General features: G+C 56.0%; 21 protein-coding genes and 1 pseudogene. 16 read left to right on the top strand and 6 right to left on the bottom strand.

Annotated features, from left to right (window positions below):
- A pseudogene (locus ABX962_RS07030) lies at positions 1-313 on the bottom strand (hypothetical protein); the annotation flags it as partial.
- Complete coding sequence (locus tag ABX962_RS07025; protein ID WP_372717905.1) at positions 294-1,499, bottom strand: DUF58 domain-containing protein; 1,206 nt, start codon at positions 1,497-1,499, stop codon at positions 294-296. The pseudogene ABX962_RS07030 and the gene ABX962_RS07025, both read right to left, overlap by 20 nt.
- A gap of 132 nt (positions 1,500-1,631) precedes the next feature.
- Here ABX962_RS07025 and ABX962_RS07020 point away from each other — a divergent pair, with 132 nt between their 5' ends.
- The 13 genes from ABX962_RS07020 to ABX962_RS06960 all read left to right on the top strand — a co-directional run bounded on the left by ABX962_RS07020 (position 1,632) and on the right by ABX962_RS06960 (position 14,031).
- Positions 1,632-1,961 carry a hypothetical protein gene (locus ABX962_RS07020; protein ID WP_372717904.1) on the top strand — a complete coding sequence of 110 codons (330 nt, stop codon included), beginning with the start codon at positions 1,632-1,634 and terminating at the stop codon, positions 1,959-1,961.
- A gap of 476 nt (positions 1,962-2,437) precedes the next feature.
- Complete coding sequence (locus tag ABX962_RS07015; RefSeq protein WP_372717902.1) at positions 2,438-2,881, top strand: DUF2946 domain-containing protein; 444 nt, start codon at positions 2,438-2,440, stop codon at positions 2,879-2,881.
- Between the two features lie 393 nt (positions 2,882-3,274).
- A complete protein-coding gene (locus ABX962_RS07010) occupies positions 3,275-3,616 on the top strand; it encodes a Flp family type IVb pilin (protein WP_372717900.1) in 342 nt (113 codons plus the stop codon).
- 143 nt (positions 3,617-3,759) lie between these two features.
- Entirely contained in the window at positions 3,760-4,185 is a 426-nt protein-coding gene (locus tag ABX962_RS07005) for a prepilin peptidase (protein WP_372717898.1), read from the top strand.
- 39 nt (positions 4,186-4,224) lie between these two features.
- Positions 4,225-5,280 carry a TadE/TadG family type IV pilus assembly protein gene (locus tag ABX962_RS07000; RefSeq protein WP_372717896.1) on the top strand — a complete coding sequence of 352 codons (1,056 nt, stop codon included), beginning with the start codon at positions 4,225-4,227 and terminating at the stop codon, positions 5,278-5,280.
- Between the two features lie 79 nt (positions 5,281-5,359).
- Positions 5,360-7,132, top strand: coding sequence for a hypothetical protein (locus ABX962_RS06995; protein WP_372717894.1), 1,773 nt, complete (start codon positions 5,360-5,362; stop codon positions 7,130-7,132).
- Between the two features lie 89 nt (positions 7,133-7,221).
- A complete protein-coding gene (locus tag ABX962_RS06990) occupies positions 7,222-8,400 on the top strand; it encodes a pilus assembly protein TadG-related protein (protein WP_372717893.1) in 1,179 nt (392 codons plus the stop codon).
- A complete protein-coding gene (locus tag ABX962_RS06985) occupies positions 8,397-9,605 on the top strand; it encodes a CpaE family protein (RefSeq protein WP_372717891.1) in 1,209 nt (402 codons plus the stop codon). Before ABX962_RS06990 ends, ABX962_RS06985 begins: the two co-directional genes overlap by 4 nt.
- Positions 9,606-9,610: 5 nt before the next feature.
- Entirely contained in the window at positions 9,611-11,011 is a 1,401-nt protein-coding gene (locus tag ABX962_RS06980) for a CpaF family protein (RefSeq protein WP_372717889.1), read from the top strand.
- Positions 11,008-11,901, top strand: coding sequence for a type II secretion system F family protein (locus tag ABX962_RS06975; RefSeq protein ID WP_372717887.1), 894 nt, complete (start codon positions 11,008-11,010; stop codon positions 11,899-11,901). The genes ABX962_RS06980 and ABX962_RS06975 overlap by 4 nt, the downstream gene beginning before the upstream one ends.
- Positions 11,902-12,029: 128 nt before the next feature.
- A complete protein-coding gene (locus tag ABX962_RS06970; RefSeq protein WP_372717885.1) occupies positions 12,030-12,950 on the top strand; it encodes a type II secretion system F family protein in 921 nt (306 codons plus the stop codon).
- Positions 12,947-13,312, top strand: coding sequence for a DUF192 domain-containing protein (locus tag ABX962_RS06965; RefSeq protein WP_372717883.1), 366 nt, complete (start codon positions 12,947-12,949; stop codon positions 13,310-13,312). The genes ABX962_RS06970 and ABX962_RS06965 overlap by 4 nt, the downstream gene beginning before the upstream one ends.
- An 11-nt stretch (positions 13,313-13,323) precedes the next feature.
- Positions 13,324-14,031, top strand: coding sequence for a sulfite exporter TauE/SafE family protein (locus tag ABX962_RS06960; RefSeq protein WP_372717881.1), 708 nt, complete (start codon positions 13,324-13,326; stop codon positions 14,029-14,031).
- Between the two features lie 210 nt (positions 14,032-14,241).
- Here the strand turns inward: ABX962_RS06960 and ABX962_RS06955 are convergent, their stop codons facing one another.
- Positions 14,242-14,868, bottom strand: coding sequence for a MerC domain-containing protein (locus ABX962_RS06955; RefSeq protein ID WP_372717879.1), 627 nt, complete (start codon positions 14,866-14,868; stop codon positions 14,242-14,244).
- Positions 14,865-16,157, bottom strand: a complete 1,293-nt coding sequence (gene zigA, locus ABX962_RS06950; protein WP_372717877.1) for a zinc metallochaperone GTPase ZigA — start codon at positions 16,155-16,157, stop codon at positions 14,865-14,867. Before zigA ends, ABX962_RS06955 begins: the two co-directional genes overlap by 4 nt.
- A gap of 824 nt (positions 16,158-16,981) precedes the next feature.
- On the opposite strand from zigA, the gene ABX962_RS06945 reads away from it, so the two are divergent.
- The 3 genes from ABX962_RS06945 to ABX962_RS06935 all read left to right on the top strand — a co-directional run bounded on the left by ABX962_RS06945 (position 16,982) and on the right by ABX962_RS06935 (position 20,204).
- The gene (locus ABX962_RS06945) at positions 16,982-18,898 is read left to right on the top strand and encodes a type II and III secretion system protein family protein (protein ID WP_372717875.1); all 1,917 of its coding nucleotides are present in this window, start codon (positions 16,982-16,984) and stop codon (positions 18,896-18,898) included.
- The gene (locus ABX962_RS06940; protein WP_372717873.1) at positions 18,895-19,461 is read left to right on the top strand and encodes a hypothetical protein; all 567 of its coding nucleotides are present in this window, start codon (positions 18,895-18,897) and stop codon (positions 19,459-19,461) included. Before ABX962_RS06945 ends, ABX962_RS06940 begins: the two co-directional genes overlap by 4 nt.
- 137 nt (positions 19,462-19,598) lie before the next feature.
- Positions 19,599-20,204, top strand: coding sequence for a tetratricopeptide repeat protein (locus ABX962_RS06935; protein WP_372717871.1), 606 nt, complete (start codon positions 19,599-19,601; stop codon positions 20,202-20,204).
- A gap of 189 nt (positions 20,205-20,393) precedes the next feature.
- On the opposite strand, the gene ABX962_RS06930 is transcribed toward ABX962_RS06935, so the two are convergent.
- Positions 20,394-21,101 carry a hypothetical protein gene (locus ABX962_RS06930; protein ID WP_372717869.1) on the bottom strand — a complete coding sequence of 236 codons (708 nt, stop codon included), beginning with the start codon at positions 21,099-21,101 and terminating at the stop codon, positions 20,394-20,396.
- Between the two features lie 163 nt (positions 21,102-21,264).
- Complete coding sequence (locus tag ABX962_RS06925) at positions 21,265-22,077, bottom strand: ATP-grasp domain-containing protein (RefSeq protein ID WP_372717867.1); 813 nt, start codon at positions 22,075-22,077, stop codon at positions 21,265-21,267.
- Between the last annotated feature and the right edge of the window lie 326 nt (positions 22,078-22,403).

Genomic DNA, 22,403 nt, shown 5'->3' with positions numbered 1-22,403 from the left:
GCGCCGTCATCTCAAAGGCGATCGGAGAACCAGTCACGCGAGCGATGATGGCGAAAACAATGGGAATCGCAATCGTCGTGGATCTTGTCAACACCCAACCGACGATCCGCGGGACCGGCTGGCAACCTGTCATCTGGATTCGGGTAAACAGGCTGGCAGCCTGTCCTACAACGGTTGCGGCCATTACCGACAACTCAGCGATCAATAGTACTTTCGATTCGACATGAAATCTTAGCGATGCCACTGCCGCGATGGACAGCACCGCCAAGGCGACGGCTTCCATCGTTTTTCGCTCAAGCGGCAACGTTGGCATCACGCACCTCCCGCCAGAGATCCGCCATCGCGGCTGCCAAGTCTTCACGCGGACCAATCACGATTTCGCGAACGGCACCGCCAGCACGCCGTCCGCCGCGTGGGTTGTCAATCGTGACCAGCACACTGCCATTGGCTGATCCCGATATATGGATGCTTGCGTTTGCGCTGCCTCTCGTGGTGCAACGACACGCTTCGCCGTCAACGGGGACACTCGCCAGTGCATCAAGCATGTGACGTCTGCCTCGGGTGTCGAGCTTGTATGTCAACGGACGATCGCCCAATCGAACTCGGGTCTTGATTCGCGATTGCTGCAAAGACGACAGCACACTGGCGGCGACTCGGGTCCGCCGAGCCAACGCTTCGCGATCGGCATGACAACGAGTGTCAACCAACACGTCCAGCGTCACCGATTGCGGCCCGCCACGTTCGGTCACGATCAACGAATCCGATCGAGCCGACGCGACCCAGTTGATATGCTTGGCTGAATCACCATGACGCAGCGGGCGTACGCCGACAAAGTCGCCGCTCTGACCACCGCGACTGCCGTCTCCGTGGTCTGCGTTGGTCAAACCCACCAGCGGCAGCAACTCCGCAATCCGGTACACCCTCGGCCAAACCATCAGTGGTCTGGTGTCACTGATCGGACGACGGGCGGTCCAGATTCCGAACGGAAACGAACACGTGACCTGCGGGATCAAGACCGGATAAAGTCCACGCATCGTGGGCGTAACTTCAACGGCATAGTCCGCAGTGCACCGCGGCGGGACGCATGCCAGACCGACGGTTGGCTTTGATTCATCATCGGAATCGCAATCCAAGTACCCTTCGATCGCCAGTCCCCAAACCGGTAACGGGATGCGATTGCGAACGCTCAGCACCATGCGGCATGACGTGCCTTCATGAACCGCATCGGTTTCGGGATGCAGTCCGCAGCGGGTGACGCGAACCGCGATCCACGGCCACGCCATCCCGATCGCCATGATCGCGGTCAACGACGCAGCCAGCGTCCAACCAATCGGGCTGAAGTACAACCCAATCATCACGCTGATCGCGGTCGCCAGAGCGAACCATCCGATGGGTTCTTTGAGCCAATAAACGAAACGATTTGCCCACGGGCAAAAATCAGTCGTCATCAAACGCGACAACCAACCTTGCTCGTCGGGCGCAGCATGGGCAATCGCCATGGGAGCGCACCTTCAGTACGAGAGATCCAGAGAGGGACGTGGCATCGGCAGTGGAGTTAGCTAGAGACCCCCGTCCGCGCAGGGACCTTTCGCAAGATCCCCTACGCCTGGAACGGCGCACGCAAACAGCCTATGTCACGTAAAAACAACGAACGACTTCAAGCGTTCGGTGGCCCTCGGACAGATACTCCGCTGCGAAAGATGGATTCGACCGAGACATCATCAAGCTCGGGCCGAACACGACAAATCACCAGGGGCTCCCAGACCGCCGTTGGGCTGGACGCCAGGATCGCGTGCCGTGAAGTGAACAGATTCTGGCAAACATGGCACGATTCCGAATCGTGGGGAACCGATTCTCCCTGCGGAGTCGACGAATCGTCCGCGGGCGCGGCCTTCGTTTGGCGTTCCGATTCGCAATGGCAGTGGCTGCAGCAAGAAACCGCCGCCGTCTCGCTCGAATGACTTGCGACGGAACGATCCGCAGTCTCGTGACAGCAACTCACATGCACCCACCCGGCAACGTTGCTGAGCAACATGGTCGCCAGCAGAAGGTAAGTCGTTAGAGGGCGGAGAGGGGACAATGGATCGGAACTCGTGTAGAGCATAAGAAATTTTGCGACGTCGTCAGAAACGCCTCATTCAACTCATCGATCCGACCAAGGATTGAGCGAATTGTTATCGGGCGGTTACGCAGCGTCAAGCGAATGCGTTCGGCCCGCCGCGGATTTTCATCGGGCTTCACCCAATCTAAATGCTGAGTTCAGCCTAAGTTGATAGAGTTAGCCATAAGCTTGATAGCACGAGCGAGGGCCAGGCGAAAAGTTTTTTTGAACTGACTTGACGAACCGTATTTCGTTGGTCATCGTAATGGGCAGCAATGATCTTTGGTCGGACCATTTTGCAACATAACTCCCTCTCTCTATTAACGAACGTCCCCAATGACTTCGCTGGTTCGGCCCATCCTATCGAGCATCCTGTGCTGCATGATTGCCCTCGGGCATGCACCAGCATGGTTGCACGTGGCCACCTGCGACGGTCATTCCCACGCGGAAGACAGTGTTTCCAGCGACAGTGTTTCCAGCGAGAAAACGGAGCCGACTTGTTCGCACTGCTGTCATCATCATCACCATGATGACGATGCATCAGCAACCGACCAAGATCGTTTACGAATGGCCGGTGACGGCAGCTCACATCACGAGCATGATTCTGACAACTGTTTGATCTGCCAATCGCTTGCCAGTCCCTGCGGCGTAACTTGGCAATTAAGCCTGCCGATCGTGACAGGTTTAGTTTCTCAGCCCGCTCTTTTGCCAGCCGAATGCGTGTTCGCATCGGCTTCTCTGTCGATCGCGCATCCTCGCGGTCCACCAGCCTTGGCTTAGGCTCTCGCTTCTCGATTTGAGATAGGTTTTCTGTCTATCTTGCTTGATCGAGACGGCTGGATGCTATTTCCAAGGTATCTCCACCCCAATTGGGATGGATGTTGCGCAACCTTTGCGTGCATTCCTTCCCGATGGACTCACGACCTCATACGTCCCGCCGCGTGCGGTGCGATCAGTCAACGGTCCGACCAAACCCGATCGGTTGTGCTCACGCGGTGGGGCCTCTTTCGCAAATCAACGCTATCAATGCGTCGTTAATCGCACGATAGCTGATCAGAACAACGTGTGCGGTTTGTTCGTCGCCGCCGCACATGCCTGCATTGGTCATGCGGAACCTTTGGTCAGGCGGCAAAGATTTTTTCAGTAAACTCGTTTTCACGATAGGAAAACAAAATGCGTAAGTTCTTTAGTAACAAGAAGGGCCAAGGCCTGGTTGAGTACGGTTTGATCATCGCCGGTGTGGCGTTGATTTGTGCTGCAGCCGTTTCGGTCTTTGGTCACAAGACCAGCGATTTAATCGGTGCTACGGCTGCAATCCTGCCGGGTGCACACACAGATGACAACGGCCCAATGGTTAGCGGGAAGTTGATCGAAACCACGGCTGCATCGGCGGAGGGGATTGCTTTGAATGCTGAGGCGATCGCAGCTGATGTTGCAGGCAATCGGCTTGACTCGAATGTACTTAACGGCGACGGCGATGGCTTTGGCGGCCTGATTCTTGAGGCTGGAGAGTAATTTCAATTGCTACTAGAAGCTAAACCACTCGAGGCGAGTCACGCTCGCCGCGAGTGGATTTCTTCGTTTTGACGTGACATAGGTTTTCAGTCTGTGCGTCCTGTTACACAGGCTAGAAGCCTATGCCACTTGGTGGTTCCCGGATGTTTCTGTTGATCGCATCGATGATCGCTTGCTTGCTGGCTTGGGCCAGCTGGCACGATTTGCGCACTCGAGAGATTCCGGATTGGATCTCGGTGTTGATCGGTGCAGTTGCGATTACGAGTTCACTGTTTGGATGGCTTGGCCTTTCGATCGTTTGGGTGCTAGCCGGCGGAATCGTTGGACTTGCAATCGCGTATGCCTTGTTTCGATTCGCGAAGCTCGGTGGTGGCGACGGCAAACTTATCATTGCGATGGGGATGCTGGTCGGACCCGTTGGCATTTTGATTGTGTTGTTTGGAATGGCCATCGCCGGTGGCGTACTGTCGCTGATCGCGATGCTTCGCGGCCAGCAAGACTACGCCTACGTTCCCGCCATCACGGCGGGATTTGTCGGCTACGTCGGTTTCGTTCACTTCCTCGTCTGATTCGAAAAGAATTGTTTTCATGTTGAAGGGCGAAAAGTGATGCGAAGTCGCTGCCACAAACGATCCGGTCAAGCACTCGTCGAGTTTGGACTCGTCGCGTTGGTGCTATACATGCTCGTCGGTGGCGCGATCACGTTTGGAATCTGGATTTACGCAGCGGGGCAGATTCAACAAGCGGCCAACGTGGGAGCGCGAGAGCTTTCACAAACGCCGCTGCCATTTGACGAGACGTTTGAGGGGGCACTCAATCAAGAAGTTGTCCGCAAGCGAGTCTATGACGATCGCTGGTTGGTGATCGATCTGGATGAACTGGAAGAAGAAAATCCTGACTACAACTTTTTCCAAGACGTTGTGCCGCGCATGCCACTGCTGAATCAGCAACTAGCGGTTCTCTACATCCGTGATGATGTTATCGACAAGCGTATACCAACGCTCGAAGATGAAGATCGCGGATATCGTCGATTGATGCGATATCCTGGGGCATTATTGAATCGCTCCGAAGGTGAGCCCGATGAAGCGGGGATCGAGTATCCCGATTATGTCGCGGACGATTACGTCGTTCAGATCCCTCTCGTTGTCGAGAGAAAAGAGGGGCACAACAACGGTGGAGGTGCCGAGCAGATTCGTTGGGTCAGTGTGGTCGAGGAAGTCGATGATCCGGATACCAACCCCGAACCATTTTCGCTTGAAAACACAAATCTAGACAAGCGAGGCGTCGTGGCACTTCGTGTTCACTACCCCGCCCAGTCGACTTGGTTGAGCAGCTATCAAGACCGTGGTGCGTTTGTGCCAAACGGTGGTGACCCCAATGTCGCCAACGATGATGCGGTCGAAGCGATCAACCCTGAAGCAATGAAGGGCTCGCTGCTCGATAGCAAGCCGCTCGTGTTTGATAACTCTCTTGGCGAGTCGGTCTACGCAGGAACTTACGGGGGTAAGTATGGGCTCGGCATTCATGGAGCGATGACCAGCCCCGAATTGACAGGTGATGCGATCGGCATTCGTCCGTACCGGCGAGTGCTCGTGTCGCACGCCATTTTTCGCAGGGAAGTCTTTACCTCCAATCAAAACTCCGAGGAAACGTTGATTCCTTGAATGTGGGGATAGGCTTCCAGCCTGTCGCTCGCGATTGACAGGTTGGAAGCCTATCCCACGTGGAAGACAACAAATCATCATGCGAAAACAAAAATCATCCATTGGGACATTCAAAATCCTGCTGGCGTTGCTACTGGTCGTCTTGGTTCTCGGCGGTGGCGTGATCGCTTCGTTGTGGGCATCCGGAATGCCTATGGAACGACTCGCGTTTTGGCGTGACGAAGAGCGCCGGCCCGACTCCATTTCGCTACCAATGAATTGGCAGACGATTCCGGCCTACAGCAAAGTCACTCGCAACGACTTGGTCGATCCCCGTACGGGTGGCATCCATGGAGTTGAAATCCCACTGACGTCACTCCGCGGCATGAGTGCAACGATTGTGGGCAACGATGGCGAGTTGATCGACAAACGAATTGAGCTCGCACAACGAACCGATGACGCCATTGTCTTGCAGCTCGAAGACGGATCGGTCGTCACCAGTCGCCAATTGGTGAAACTTGGTGGTGCATTCACGCAGGCGACCGACATCATCGGTCGAGTCGTTAAGAGCGATAAGTCATCGGGCTTCGCGTTCGCTGAAGCCAACTTTTTCGAACATGGGACGCCGGCTGGTTTGGCCGGTGCGACTCCGCCGGGAATGCGAGCGATGACGTTGGAAGCCGCGCAGCTCGCAGGCGTGCATCGCATCAGCATGGGGGAACAGATCGATCTGGTGGCCAACATCCCACTTCAAAAACTCAGCCGCTTTGAGTTCTCGACCGGCAGCCAATTGCCTGGCGCGGAGTTGGTGGCGGATGCGGGGCGATCAAATCGCGATCAAGACAAAGAGACAACGGCAAGGTTGGTCGCACGCCAAGCGGTTGTGCTGACACCGGTGATCAAACGCGTTAGCACCGAGACATCGGCTTCGCTCTCGCAGGGCAAGCGACTGTTGAGTGTGCCGGTCGAGGAAGTCGTGTTGGCAGTTGCCGCGGAAGACGTTTCCGCAGTGACGTCCGCGTTGGAGTTGGGGGCAACGGTCAACGTCTTGGTCCGCAGCGGACGACCGGACACGGATGAACCGTCGAACAATGTTCCCGAAGGCATGGTTGCCGTTCCGATTCCCGGTCAGACCTTGTTGGCCTACCAAACGATTCGGCCGACCAGCTTTGAAGATCCGGCGACCGCTTACGTGCGAACGATCCAGGTGCCCTTTGAAACGGCGCACCAATCCAATTGGATCACCGATCTGTCGCAGTTGGTGGGGCGAATCCCCCGTCACGATCTGCCCGCCACCGTGCCAATCCAAGAAGGCGATTTGATGCCCGCGGGCACGATGGCTGGGCTTTCCGGTGCGACGCCTCCAGGAAGGGTTTTGTTTTTCCTTGATACCGAGGGACTCATCGGCGGTGATGCATTCGAGTTTGGCCAGCATCTGGATCTGGTGGCGAGCCGAACGGCCGATGAGCCGCGCGGCGGCAGTCGCGGTGGCTTTACCAATGTGACGCTCACCGATGCTCAGCGAACTCGCGTCGAACCGATTGCGGACGATGTCATCGTCGTGATGCCAACCCGATCACCAGGCAATCCAACGGCCAGGAAATCGAAAGACTCAAAGGATTCACCGTCGCCGAAGTTGATCGTTGCGGTTCGCCCGGACCAGGTCGCGCATTTGGAATACGCCGTCGCGGTGGGGTCGAACTTAAGGGCGACGGTTCGTTCAGGTCGAGTTGTCGCGACGGAGCTTGTGTCGGAACCGCAACCTGCTGGCCGAGTGACAGTGATGCGATTCGATCCGCTCGCGGACACCAAGCAAACCGACATCTTTGTCGGCGGATCCTCGCAGTCCCTCTTGTTTCGGGGGCAGAAATGATGGAGGAAGATCTTCGACACCTCCGGGGCCGCGAATTGTTTGGGGGCACGTTTGACCCTGGAGGGAGCAAAGAAGCTCGGGGTGGAGCCGTGTTGATTCTTGTCGTGATCCTGCTAATTGCGTTGATCGCGATCGCTGGGTTGTTGATCGATATCGGGATGGCGCGGCTGACTCAGGCTCACATGCAATCGGTTTCGGATGCCGCCGCGATTGAAGGTGGTTGGCAACTGGCGATGGGAGTTGATGAGACAACGACGCGTATCGCCGTCGTCGATCGTGCAGCAGAGATGTCCGAGAGTTGGGGACCCCATCGCGTCGAACTGGAAGATGGCTACGACCTCAATGGTGACGACAAACCGGAGAGTTCCCAAACGATCAATCGAGACACGCTCGGCGATCCCATTCGGCCGATGCTGGATCCGAATGTCGACAACAACATCGAGGGCGACATTGTGCTCGGTGAGTACTTGATCAACGAAGTGTCAGACAATTTGCCGGGGGCGCCCATGGGATATGACCGCGGTCAGGCCTTCGAACCAAACGTTGTTGACCCGAATTCGATTTTGGTGCGTCTTCGTCGGACTGGCGAAGACGATCTCGCCGGCGGCACTTCGGCTGAGCGACTGACCTACCTTTGGAGTCGCGGTTCGCTACTCAACCTTGGATTGAAAGGCTGTGGCATCGCTGTGCGTAGCGAGTCGATTGCGATGATGGCACCAGTAGTAGCGGTGGGGCGAGAATTTGAGAATCCAGTTGGATTGCCCGCTGCAAGTCAACTGGCCTTCGACTTCGCGGAATGGCAGGCTTTGGAGTTCGCTGATTCTTTCTCTGTGGAATCATTGAAGCAACTCGAAGAATACGATTCAGAATTCGAAAGATGCAATCCACTATCGATCGGCCACCGAGTTATCGAGTCTCCTGACCCGACTTTACTGGATGGGCCAAAGATCTACTCCGTATTCGCAGATTTCCGCGATGGCGATGATGAAACTGTCGCGGTGGTCATTGGTTTCGTCTTTGCGGTCATCGCCAAAGAAGAAATGGAAGACGATTTTCAAATAGAGATTTTGCGGTTTAAAAGCGCTAACGACTTCGCCAATTTCACGACTGATTTTGATGCGGTTCTGCCAACTCTGCAGTATGACTCTCAGTCCCGTTCGATTGCATCAAAGGTTGTCAGCTTCTCTCTGGCAAATTTGCCCGAAAGGCAGGTTGTCCGTGCCCCCGTCCTTGTTCGCAGCCAACAAATCCAAGGAGGCACGCCATGACCAAGTTCCTTGCAGTCATTCAATCGGACTCGCTTGAGATTGAACTGGAAGCCGCCATGTCGGCTCTCGAAGGCGATCATGCAGTCGATTTCTGCGCCGATCTTTCGTCCGCAATCCACAACATGCGGCACGACGCACCGGACTTGTTGCTCGTCGAATTGTCGGGATCGCGTGAGACGCTGGATGTCTGGCAGCACGCGATCGAAGTGCATCAAATCACTTGCCCGATCATCGGGATATTGGATGACGATGCCGACCCCAGCGATGGACTGCTGGTGGAAGCCGTCCGGGTCGGGTTTCGTGATTTTCTGCGGCGTCCCGCCAGTGCTGGAGAGCTTGCCGGTGTGATCCGACGCGTCGCTCGATCTCGTCCCGAATCAGGTCGTCGCGGAAGGTTGTTGGCGGTCGCCAGTACCAAGGGGGGTGTCGGAAAGTCAACGATCGCGATCAACACCGCTGTTCATTGGGCTGCGTCGACGAACCAACGAGTGCTGTTGGTCGACGCTTCGTTGCAATTGGGAGTGGCGGCGTCTCTGTTGGACCTGACGCCCGACATGACAATCGCTGACGTGGCGGCGATGCGAGATCGATTGGATGCCACGATGTTGCGTGAGGTCACCACGCGGCATGAGTCTGGCTTGCATGTCTTGAGTGCACCTCCGACACCGGCGGACGCGTCGGAAGTGGACGACACTTGCATGTCGATCATTTTGGGGGTGGCGAAGTCGGCGTTTGACCTGGTAATCGTCGATTCGTTCCCTTTGTTGGATGCCACAACGCTAGCCATTTTTGATCGAGCGGAGCACGTCGCGGTGGTAACGGAGAACGTCGTGCCCACGCTGACCGGGACCGCGGCGATGCTGAAGACGTTGGACCAATTGGATGTTCGCCGAGATCGCCGCTCGTTGATCCTGAATCGGTTCCAAAATTGTGCGGGCAGCTTGTCTGCGGCCGAAGTGGCGGAGCAACTCGGAGAACCAGTTACTGCGGTGATCAAATACGACCGTCGTGTTTTGGAAGCAGCGAATTTGGGCCGTCCCGTCATCTCGACGCGTAGCTGGTGGGGCGTTGGTGGACCGATGCGAAAGCTGGCGGATGAATTGCTGGGTCGTGTTGGCACTGACACAACCGTCGTCACGCCAACGGTTGTGCAGCCAGGTTCAACGTTATCCAAGGAGGAGACCTCGCCGATAGCGGCGGGGTGATTGCAATGGATGAATCAAATCTACGATCACGGTTGGGCAAGGTTGGCCGCCCGACTCGGTTGACGACCAGCAAACCGCAACCAGAACGACTCACCGAAGACACAGCAAAGCAAGCCAGCGACCCGGCACGTCGTGGCCGGGCGGTGACGGTCAAGGGACGATTGCATGGCCAGTTGCTCGACGATCTCGATCGACGCGGTTTGTTGACCGCCAACAACGAACAACTCAAAGAGGAAGTGGATGCCTTTGTAGCGGAGATAGCCGAGACCGAGCAGTTGCCGCTGAACGATTCAGAGCGTTCACGACTGGCGGACGACTTGTTGGAAGAAACGCTTGGGCTGGGGCCGCTGGCACCGCTAATGGCCGATCCATCGGTCACCGACATCTTGGTCAACGGTCCGCATCATGTCTTTGTGGAACGCTACGGCAAACTCGAATTGACCGAAGTGGAGTTTCGCGATGATGACCACCTGACGCGAATCATTCAGCGGATCGCGACTCGCGTGGGACGCCGAATCGATGAGTCGCAGCCGATGGTGGATGCACGTCTTCCCGATGGTAGCCGCGTCAACGCAACGCTGCCTCCGGTGACCTTGGATGGACCGACGCTTTCGATTCGTCGCTTTGGTCGACGTCGACTGCGAGGTGAAGAATTGCAGCGACTGGGGATGTTCAATCCGACGATGGCGGAGTTTTTTTCCGTCGCGGTGCGATCTCGATTGAACATCCTGATCAGTGGAGGAACAGGCAGCGGAAAGAGTACTTTCTTGGGTGCAATCTGCGAAAGCATTCCTGACGACGAACGTGTGGTGACGATCGAAGACGCGGCAGAATTGGTTTTGGATCAATTGCATGTTGTCCGCATGGAAACGCGACCCGCGAATGTCGAAGGACGAGGGGCGATCGCGGCCCGCGACTTGGTCGTCAATGCGTTGCGAATGCGCCCCGATCGCATCATCGTCGGCGAAGTACGTGCCGGTGAGACGCTGGACATGCTGCAAGCAATGAATACGGGGCACGATGGCTCGTTGACAACGGTCCACGCGAACAGCCCACGCGATGCGATCTCACGATTGTCGACGATGGTTTTGATGAGCGGCATGGAGTTGCCGCCCACCGCGATTCGCGAACAGATTGTTTCGGCAATCGATCTGATCTTTCACGTTCGTCGCTACGAAGACGGAGTGCGACGTGTTGAGTCAGTGGATGAATTGGTTGGGCTGGAAAGCAACACGCCGCAGTTGCAACAAATTTTCCGGTTCAATGTCTCTGGCAGAAAAGGCAAACGTCTGCAAGGAACCCATGTTGCGACGGGGACCGTGCCTCGCTTGGTCGAGAAGTTGCACGCTCGCGCCATCGAGGTGCCGACGACTTGGTTTGAGACCGGGGGTGGTTTGACGTCATGACGGTCCTCCTCATTCTGGCTGTCACCGTGTTCATACTTGCTGGTGCGACGCTGGCTCTGCGTCGTTCGTTGGCCGGTGCAACGGCAGGCAATCGGCTCGGTGACAGCATCGCTTTGCTTTCGCAGACAAGCGATCCGCTGGCGGTCGATGCGAGTTCGGTACGCGCGGATCGTCGACAAATCATTCAACCACTCTCGCGCCCCCTTCGCTTTGTCCCCTTCGTCATCGGCGCGTTGATTTCGTTGACGCTTGCCCTGTTGACCTCCATTCCCTTGTCGATCGTGGCAGCGATCGGAGTGGTCATCGCGTTGTTGTTGGCTCAGCTTGAATCGGGTTGGTACGTTTGGCGACTCAGTCGAATCGAGCGGCAATTGATTGATCTGCTGGACATGATGATCCCGATGTTGCGCAGCGGGGCTGGAGCGTCGGCGGCGTTGGCCGCCGCATCGGAGGTGACCGCTTCACCATTGAGAGACCAAATTCATTGGTGCGTGCGACGCATCCAATTGGGCGATTCAGGAAGCAGCGTTTTCCGTGAACTGGCCCTCCGGATGCCCATCGACGCGATGGAGTTGTTTTCCACGACGATGAGCGTTCACTGGGAGACAGGTGGTTCGCTCGCGCCGGTGCTGGCTTCCGTCGCACGCGTCGCCCGGGACCGACAAGAGGTGGCTCGTCGGATTCGCAGCAACATCGCACAAAGCCAATTTTCGACGATCGCGGTTTTGTTGCTGATCTACTTTGTCGCCTTGGTATTGTGGCTGGACCGTCCGGAGGTGATGAAGGAGTTCGCCAGCAGCTCGCTTGGATCGGCCGCCATCGCAGCGACGATTGTGCTGCAGGCCGTCGGAATTGTTTGGATGAACACGATCAGTCGGCCAAAGGCGTGAGCGATGAATAAAAATCTTCGCGTCTTCCCAGGGCGACATGTTCGGCGTTATTCGTGGGTGCGTTGCGCCCCCCCGGTGTACGAAAGCCCTCGTAAGCCCGCCCCCAACGGGGTCGAAGGGGGACGAACATGAGCGTCTCACTCCGCATCCTGATCGTCCTGACTTTGTGGGCGGTCCTCGCCTTCGTCGTCGCGTTACTTTGGAATCGCTACCGGAGTCGTAGCGAGGCGATCGAGAGACTTCGTCGCGACACAACTCCGATCAAACCAAGTGAGGAACCCGACATCGCCCACGGTTGGCTTCGTCGACGCATGATGCTGGCCGGATACAGCACACCGTCCGCAGGGACGTTGTTGGTTTCCGCGACGATATTGATGTTGGTCAGCGGGCTTTTCTGTGCGTTGTTGTTTCGCTGGTCGGGGCTGCAACGAGTCTTTCTGGAAGGGATTGAATCCGTACCCGGCGGGTTGTCCGGAATGCTCGCGCCCGTGGTGATTGTTTCACCTTGGTTGATCGCCATCATCCTTGCGTCTCTGCCGATCCTGGTTGTGCGTGCGTCACGCCGCGCTCGGGTGTTGCAGGTGTCGCGAGATCTGCCGCTTGCGATGGACCTCTGGGCAACGCTCTCCGAAGGAGGGCTCGGATTTGATGCGGCGTTGGATCGTTGGCAGCGGACTCAACGACCCGACCGAGTGTTGGCCAGCGCATGCCGCGGTTTCCAACGCGACTTGCTGGGTGGAATGCGACGGAGCGTTGCGTTTCGCAGGTTGGCGGGCCGATTGGATGTTCCACCGCTCACTCGATTCACCGCCGCGATGATCCAGTCCGAACAAATGGGGGCCAGCGTCTCGGAAACATTGCGATTGCAAGCCGAAGATGTCCGAGCCGAACGTCGTGAAAAGTCGATGGCGTTCGCACAGTCACTCGCAACCAAACGAGTCATTCCGCTTGTGGTCTGTTTCTTGCCCGGTTTGTTCGTTTGGCCCCTCGGCCCATTCTTCACTCAGTTATTACGAATCGTAGATTCGTTGACAGGCGGTGGAGGATGAAACGCCTGATTGATGCGACCACCAACGAAGTCTTGCTGAATCGGGTCGAAGTCGCCGACACCTTTTGGCAACGATTTAAAGGATTGCAGTTTCGATCACCTTTGCCGACTGATACGGGATTGCTGATCACGCCTTGTTCGTCACTACACACTTGTTTCATGCGGTTTCTGATCGACGTGGTCATGTTGGACCAAGAACTATGCGTCGTCGGGATTCGGAAACAGGTTCGGCCTTGGAACGCCATCTTTTGTGTTCCACAAACCACATCGGTCATTGAAATCACGTCCGCCTCCAAATCTTGGACGCTTGGCCAGAAGCTGAAAATTGTCAGCGATATCGAAGAACGTCCCTTTAAGAAATAGGCGAGAAACGTATGCACACACATTCCCATGAACTGACGCTCGGCGTCGCATTCTTCCTTGGCGCTTTGCATGCCTTGGAACCCGGCCACGGCAAGACCGCGATGCTGGTTTATCTGTCTGGCGAACGTCGCAGTTTTTGGCATCCCATCGTGATGGGAATCTCCAGTGGCTTGGCGCATTCGGTTTCGCTGATCGCGATCGCAATGGCCGTTCATCTCACTCATCATCTGGTCACGGGGGATCATCATCATGACGACGAAGTTGTCACCCAATGGCTACAGTGCATCAGTGCGGCGCTAGTGATGTGCGTGGGCATCTGGATGTTATGGGCAGCCTGGCGGTCCAAGCCGACGACGTGCGGCTGCAAGTCGCATCGCGAAGGAACTTGCGATTCCCGGCCGGTCTCCAAACCGTCGAGCTACTCGATGAGTGCGATGCTCGGAGTTGCGTTTGGTCTTTTGCCATGCCCATCGGCCTTGGCCGCGTACTTCACGAGCATGTCGACTGGATCGCCGGTTGCAGCGTACGCGGTGATCGGATTGTTCGCCACGGGGATCGCGTGCAGCCTCAGTCTTGTCGGGGTTTTGTTGCAACGTTTCGGCGGCAGCCTAATTCGCAAGGACAGCCGAATTGGAAAATTGCCGTGGCCATACCTTCGTGCCGTCCTGATTCTGACCGTCGGTGTATTCTATTGCAGTCGGCTTGCCTTGGCTGCTTGATCGGTACCCCGGGGAGTCGCCAGTCACAAAACACACCACCCACACGAGAACGCAAAGGCTCCCTTTGATCTCGTTGGTGCAATGAGTGGGTAATCAACCGCAAGCGACAAGTCGTATGCTGATGGACTCGTCGCCTCGTCCACTACGGCTTGCGGCTTGTCGGCACTACGAGTTACACAGTGATTTCGAACACGTGCCGCTCGACTTGGATCACGAAAACTTGCTCCCATCGCTTCCGTTCTCGCAGCATCCGCAAAGGCACCCATAGCGGCGGTTGAGCAAGTGGGCTGTCACCAGCAGTAAGCCTCCGATGGGAGTGATCCAAGAGCCGAATGCTTCCAACGGCAAAAGCGATGACATCTGCGTTTCACTAGCAGTCACGTCCACCAGGTCGGTTGGCGGTAATGTCGCCAATCCAGTTGTACAGTGTTCGCAGCAGGCTTCTGTGCAGTTGGCTGTCGATTCGGCTGCAGTAAAATTGCCACCGGACTCACACGCCGCACAACAGTCACCAGTCATCCCGAAGGCGGCTCCGCTGATTAAGACCAGGCCGATCACGGCGATAGCTCCGGGAAGCAATCGTTTGTGGGTTCGGAACCCAGGGATGAACGCGGCGATGGCGATCAGGAAACAAGCCAGTGCCATCCAGCGGTGAAATGCTTCATCGGCGAGAAAACTCAAGCCCAACAGAGGCAGGTAGCCGATCACAAATGGCATCGCGGCGCAGTGAATCGCACAGCCAACGGACGCCACAACGCCTATCCAGTCCCGCCAACGCGATGGGGAGTTTGAAGCGTCAGTCACCGGAGCAGGGTTCCCAGTGGTCAGCTCGATCATTGCGACACCTCCCGTGCAATAGACAAGTCGTCTGGCTGTGTTTCGTCCAAATCCGTTTCAAGTTCGATCGGTGGAAGTGGATCTTCCATGTCAGCCCAAAAACCGGGGCCCTGAACAAATTCAAGATCGGTGAGCAAGCACTCGTCGAGTATCTTGGTGATTCGTTCTTGGATCATGGCGTTACCGATGAACACCAATTCTTGGTGGCGATCACCATGTTCGCCGACGAATTTGGATCGAATCTCTGCAATCGAATCTTCGTCGTCAGGCCATTCTTCTTCGGGTGCCGCGGCCCACCAAAAACCGGCCGGGTTCATGCGAATCGAACACCCCGCTTGCGACCAGTCGTAGGCCCAATCGTGACGCGATGCGATCCACATCAATCCTTTGCTGCGAAGCACTCCGCTGAACAAGCCCTCTTCCATGTCGGCGTCGAGCGCTTTCGTCAAACGTTTGGGGTGGAACGGGCGTCGGGCTGAATAGACGAAATTCGAAATGCCATATTCTTCGGTCTCGGTTTCCTCTTCCCCACGAGGCACCTCCAGCCATCCAGGCCGCGTCTCGGCTTCACTGAGCGAAAACAGCCCGGTTCCCATGATTTCGGACAAATCGACCCGGCTTTCGATTGTGTTCAGAATCTTTGCATCGGCGTTGAGTTGTCGCAAAATTCGATTGAGTTGCTCCAGGTCATACGGCGAAATCAGATCGGCTTTGTTGACAACGATGACATTGGCAAATTCGACTTGATCGACCAACAAATCCACAATGTTGCGAGTATCGTCTTCGCCCAAGCCCAGCCGCCGATCGGTGAGATCATCCCACGAACCAAAGTCCTTCATGAAGTTGCCCGCATCGACCACGGTCACCATCGTGTCCAACTCTGCGACCAAGGACAGGCTATCGCCCTCTTCGTCTTCAAAAGTAAACGTTTCGGCGACCGGCATCGGTTCCGAAATGCCGGTCGATTCGATCAGCAGGTAATCAAAGCGGCCATCGCGAGCCAATCGGCGAACTTCGACAAGCAAATCTTCGCGAAGCGTGCAGCAGATGCAGCCGTTGGACATTTCGACGAGTTGTTCTTCGGTGCGTGAGAGATTCGCGTCGCCCGATTTGACCAGCGCCGCATCGATGTTGACTTCGCTCATGTCGTTAACGATCACAGCAACACGCAAGCCGTCGCGATTGGTCAGGATGTGATTGAGCAGCGTCGTCTTACCGGCGCCGAGGAATCCGGAAAGCACAGTAACGGGAAGACGATTTGCGGTGGAAGTTTGATTGGTTCGGTTCATGTTTTCAAGGTTCAGTCGAGAGGTTGGCGAAGGATGGAGCGTGGGGATTTTGGACGACGGGGCGGACGATGTAATTCATATTGGATGCGCAGACCAACGCAGGGACGAGCGAAGTGAATCGCACGCAGCGAATTCCATAACCACGAACCCCACTAGCAACAATATCGCACATGCACATCCTTTGCAAGTGAGACCTGACAAGAGTGCGACCGTGTCCTACCAAGCTATGTGAAGAACACGGCATTCTTGGACCGCTCTATCGGTATCTTGAGGCCTCGCAGAAACGCGGATCGATCGAGCAATCAACGAGGACATCCTCGGGAGGCATTTGCACACCAACTGCAATTGCGTAGGCTGGATTGCTGAGAAAAACCGAAGTCGGTGATCATGTCTGGCGTTTCGAAGCCATCATGGGAAAACCTGGGCATGATGACGGCCCCCCCCATTTCCTCGGGGTCGATTGCCGCTCGGTCCACTGTCTGAACGACGTCAACTTGACTGCGAGCAGCCAGCGAGAGTGCGGCAAGGTCGCCGAGGTGACTGAAATTCTGCTTCGTGGGCATTGCAACGAATGCCGGTAGGCCCAGACCGTGAAATGACGCCAGCCAGAGAGGCTCGTTGGTGGCGGAAACGGTCGGAATCCACTCGCACGCAACCAGTAACGTTCTTCTGGGGTGACCGACCTACCACTACTGCCCCTGCAAACGCGGCTCAAGTTGTCATCCGGTTGTGCCGATTGTAAGGATTGTCCTGTGGTCGGACCTGCCCTGCTGATTGTACGTCCGCAGCGAACCCTCAAATGTCCCGTTCACAGAAAGCCCGCGATGACAAAGCCATCCTTGCATTGGCCAGGCTGGTGCCGCCAACAATTATATGCGTCAATCGCGGTGTGGTGCTGCTTCGCGGTGACTGGCGTCTTCGCAAATGGGCAAGACTCGGCTCCGAGTCGGTTGCCGTCGGTGATCGTGCCGGAGGGAGCGTTGCCCGCTGCTGCTGTGTATGCCGAACCAGTATCGCAGGCACCGCTATCCAACAATATTGGTCCAGCACGTTTTCAAAGTGGATTTCCAAGCGAACTCATTTTGCCGCCGCCCAGCGATGCCGCTCGCCGGCGTGAAAGTCGTTTCGTTGAGTCGGAAGTTGATCCGGAGCTACCGCTGTCTCTAGTTCTTGGCCGGCCCAAAATACTGCGACTGGCCGATACACCGCGTCGGATCTTCGTGCCCGATGATAAAACCATTCGTGCCGAAATCATTGACCGAGAATCGGGACGGGAACTCGCGGTAACAGGACTGAAGCCTGGGACGACCACACTAATGCTATGGTTTGAAGACGAGTCGGAACGGAGCGGTGAAAGTATCGTCAGTTACGTTGTTCGTGTCTACGAATCCCCCGCATTGAAACGCCCAATTGAACAAGTGCAACGCGAACTGAATGAGAAGTTTCCTAATAGCTTTGTCGAACTGAGTGAATTGGACGGCAGTCTGGTCGTCGAAGGACAAGCCAGAGACTCATTTGAACTCACTAGGATCATGCAACTTCTGCTTGTCGCTCGCGGCGGAATGCCTGGGGTACGTTCCAGTTCGCGAACGAACGTCAGCACGGTGAATTTTGAAACGACGGCACCTGATGCACAAACTATCCAGACACAAGAACAACTTGATATCGACCGGGTGCAGTACGACGCGGTGGCAGTGGCACAAGCAGGCATCATCAACTTGATGCGCGTCCCCGGTGAACAGCAAGTGATGCTTCGAGTCACGGTGGCCGAAGTCAACCGCACGGCCGCGCGAAGCCTTGGACTGAACTTCACCGCCATTCAAAACAACAATCTGTTCAGCAATACGACCGGATCGATCGCAGGGAACATCCAAGCGATCCTCGATGGCGGCGACATCAGCCTGCGGATCGAGGCACTGCGGCGACTGAGTTTATCTCGCACGCTCGCCGAGCCGAACCTTGTCGCGATCAATGGCCAAACGGCGAACTTTCAAGCTGGAGGACAGTTTCCGATTCCCGTGATCGCCTCGGGAGGCGTCGGCACGAATTTGCAAGGTGTGCAGTTCGTCCCGTTCGGCGTGCAATTGCAATTCCTTCCGGTCATTCAGGATCGTGATGTGATTCGATTGCAAATCAACGCTGACGTCAGCACGCGAGACGAATCGTTGGGGACGAACATCGGCGGTGGCGGAGGGGGCGGGACATCGGTGCCGGGACTGAACAGCCGCAATTTCTCATCAACCGTAGAGCTGCGAAGCGGTCAAACTCTCGCAGTGGCGGGCCTTTTACAAACCAACTTCGGTGCCAGCAGTGATCGCGTCCCTTTCTTTGGCGACTTGCCGTTGATCGGACCGCTGACCGGTGCTAATCGTACCAGTGCGTCCGAGCAAGAGTTGGTCATACTGGTGACCCCCGAGTTGGTCGCCCCCGTCGATTCGTGCGTCACGCCGGGGCTTCCAGGCAACGATGTCTATGAGCCGACCGATGTCGAGTTCTACTTGAGCAATCGGCTTGAAAGCCGTCGATCGCGAGATTTCCGCTCACCCGTAAGAACCGATTATCACAAGCAGCGAAGGCCCGATCTCGGTTGCCCTGATCGATTCATTATTGGCTCCAACGGCCCCACCGACCGATGTTGCAATCAACCTGTTGCCGTTCCTCATCAACCCGTTCCAACCATTGGTGAATCAATGCCAACGGTCTACTCAACACCAATGATGATCGATGAGGTGTCGCAATGAGGTATCAATCCAAATTATTCGTCTCTGGTGGTTTATTGGCGATGTCTCTCGCGCTAAGCGGATGCCGCAGCGGACAAGGAATTTTCCAGGTCGATCGTTGTGCCGATGTGCCGAGTGGTGCGATTCCCGCCAAGCCAGGCAGTCATCTTTGCGAGTGGCAGCAAGCTCAAGTGCAATCTGCGTCGATTGACCAGGGTGTGTTTTACCAAGCTGACTTTGTTGGCAGCACCGATCAACTGAGTCCGGCGGCGGAGGTGCAGGTTGCAAGGCTTGTTGAACAAGGAGCCGTCGGGACGGTGTCCCTGATCGTTGAACCCAGCGGCGACCCTCATCGCGATGCAGGTCGAGTCACCATGCTTGCATCCGCATTTTCCGCAGCAGGTGCAAGCATCGCAGCCGAGCAAATTCAAGTTGCCTTTCCACCGGCCCTCGGCTTGGAAGGTTTTCGTGCCCAGCAGGTTGCTCGGCAAGCCAGTCGAAGCGGCAACCAAGGCGGAGGACAGGGACAAAACGGGGGCGGTTCCATTAGCGGCAGTGGTCTCGGTGGCGGAGGCTTTTTCTAGTGACACGAACGACACTGATCCTGTTAACAGCATTACTCGCTTGCGGATGCAGTTCGCTACACGGCGTTGCGTCATTGTCCGGATTGAAGCGAAGCGAAACAAAGTCCGAGTCAAGAAGCAAACCTGCTGAGGCTCCAATGTCTCAGCTTGGTGTCGCCTTGCCTGCAATGAAGCCCGGTGACGACCGAGAGCTGAAGATCATCGCCGCAGAGCAGATGGCAAAACACGGCTACTGGGACGAAGCGGTTGAGCTGTATCTCGACGCCGAATCGATCGCCCCCAAAAAACCGAAGCTGGATGCTCAACTCGCCCCTGCGCTGGCGGGTGCCGGACAATATCCGCAGTCGATCGAGCGATATCGCCGCCTCATCAAGATCAACCCCATGGACGCGGAACTAGCAAACAATTTCGCTTTTACATTGATGGAATCGGGCGATCTCGTTGCGGCAGAGAGCGAGTTTCGGCGAGCGCTCACGCTCGACACGCAATCCGAAAACGCAGCGGTCAACTTAGGTTTACTCATTGCACGACAGCGGCGTTATGACGATGCGTTGTCCGTGCTGATTCCAGCAATTGGCGAAGCTGCCGCTCACCACAACCTAGGGGTTATCGCGATCGAGGTGGGCGATGAGCATTCCGCCAGGCAGCACTTTGCTAAAGCGGCGTCGTTACCGGGTGCCCCTAAAGCGACGCAAGAATTTATTGCCGCCATCTCAAAGTCCTCGATGACGACTGTGAAGTGAAGCAATCGGCTTCACGTGGGCCAGGTAGGGTTTTCTGCTCCAGCCCCGCTGCCACTCCACCCTTGAATCACAAGGAATGGCATTCCGAAGCTGGCGTTAAGTACGCGAAGGCGGGCTCGATCGGTGATCCAAGTGATCATCGTCGATAAAAACCACGATCACACTTGCGGTCACGATGACGCTTCGGCGTTAACGTTTGGAAAGAAGTCGATTGCCAAAGTTCTGGATTTCCGGATTGGAATTTTCTGATTCGACCAGGACGTTGCGAATGAGCTCGTGCCAAGTCTTGGCTTTCAGGCAGTCGTTGAACCTATCCGCGTGCGCCAACTCGTCAGCGTTCGTTGCGGCGACTAAGAAATTAAAGGTGTCGGGATCGCATCGGTTGAGTCGGACAAGCAATACCATGATTCCAACGGCGAAATAGGGACGGTCCCAATCTCCGAGCGAGCGAGTTTGCATGCGCCAGCAAAGAAACTTTAGCACCGCGATTGAAGTTTTATCTCCGAGCTTGATCGCGCTATCAATGAGCTGAACGATCGTCGAATCTTCCCCTGTAAAATAACCTTCATTCGTGGGCTCGGCCGCAGCTCGCAATAGCACGCCACACGCGAATAACCGCATCCAATGCCCTCGATCACCTGTCGATCCGGGCGACCAAGTCGGGTCTTCCGGTTCTGACCAACGGATCAACTCGAGAACCTCCTTTGGTTCCCAACGCATCGGTGCGAGAATCTTGCCACTTCGGATCGCTGTTAGCTGTTCCAGATGCTCGTCAAAATCCTGTCCGTAGTCAGCTGCAGCGATCTCGCGAAGCATCGAATCATCGACACGCAACGAAACGATTCGAAGCAATTCAGTACTGGAAGGTTCGTGTTGGTCCAAGAGTTGGCTTGACACTTTGTTACCACCTGTGCAACGGTCTGGGGGCGTTCTAGTAGCGATTGCTAAATTTGGCAAACGGAGTCTACGCGATTTACGGCAACGGTCATCAACACCGCTCCTGAGCAAAGCGACAAAGAGCGGCCGATAACAGATGCAAGGCCTTGTCACCTGATTCATTTCATCTTGGATGATTTTGGATGGCGTAGTTTGAAACGGCACTCACAATCGCCGCCGCGTCGCAATCGTACAAGTCCGCGCCTCCAAACGGATTGAGTTCAACAAGATGATACTCACCGCCAACTTGGCATACATCCAAAACATACACCGGGCAAGGTGACGGCATCGACGATGCCACTTCGTCAGCTAAATCACGGGCTTTGCCGTCACCACCACTATCGACCGCACGCCGCGTGCCCGCGTCGTACCCGCTGCCGGCAACGACTCGCCCCTGGACCACGACAAACCTCCACTCACGGCCGACCTCGACCACTGGTGCAACAATCACTGGTAGCGTTTCTTCTTCGTAGTAGAATCCGTGGTCGAGTGCTTTCAACGAAATCGAATCGACATCCAGCACCCGACCGATAAACGGTTTTAATGGGCTGTCTGGCCGAACAAAGACGCGATCCAGGCAACCGATTCCGGCAGCCACGTCGGTCGCATTGGCAATCAACTCATTCGCTGGCAAACACCGCCAATCCTGATGCATTAACCAACGACTTGCTCGTGGATACCACGCCGTGCAGCAAAACTCATTTACCGGACAGAATGAACCTGGATTCCCAATCGCTTTCATCTCGATGACGGCAGCATTCCCGAGTGAGCCGTGAAAAATGACGGGAATCTCTGGATTAAATTCCGGAGGCTCATGCAGCCACCATTCATCCTGCGAATCGACAATTCGGTGGCCTGCTTCGGAAATGGCCTCTCGCAACCTCCCGTGAGAATTCGGGAACACGTCCGATTCAAGAATCCAGGTTACCGAAGTCATGATGTTTGATTCTGTTTGTATTTTCGCCGAAGATGCATAGTTTTCGTCAATTGACTGACTGGCGACGACCGAGCAGGGTTCGCGCTGAGTCCACTCGGCTTCGGAAGCCAAGACTACGTCGGAAGCCGGCTTGGTTACCTACTCTTCAGCGACGACACCGAATGCGTTTGTGTAAATGCCGATGACAAACGCTAGCCGCACGGCAGCTTTGGTACGGGAATGGATCATTGGTTGAATCTCAACGGATGATCATTTTTGGGGTTGCCGTAGTGGACGAGGCTACGAGTCCCTGCTCACGCCGCATCGAAAGGACTCGTTGCCTCGTC

The sequence above is a fragment of the Novipirellula sp. genome (genome assembly GCF_041583735.1).
GTDB lineage: Bacteria > Planctomycetota > Planctomycetia > Pirellulales > Pirellulaceae > Novipirellula.
This window is presented reverse-complemented; position numbering and strand designations above follow the sequence as displayed.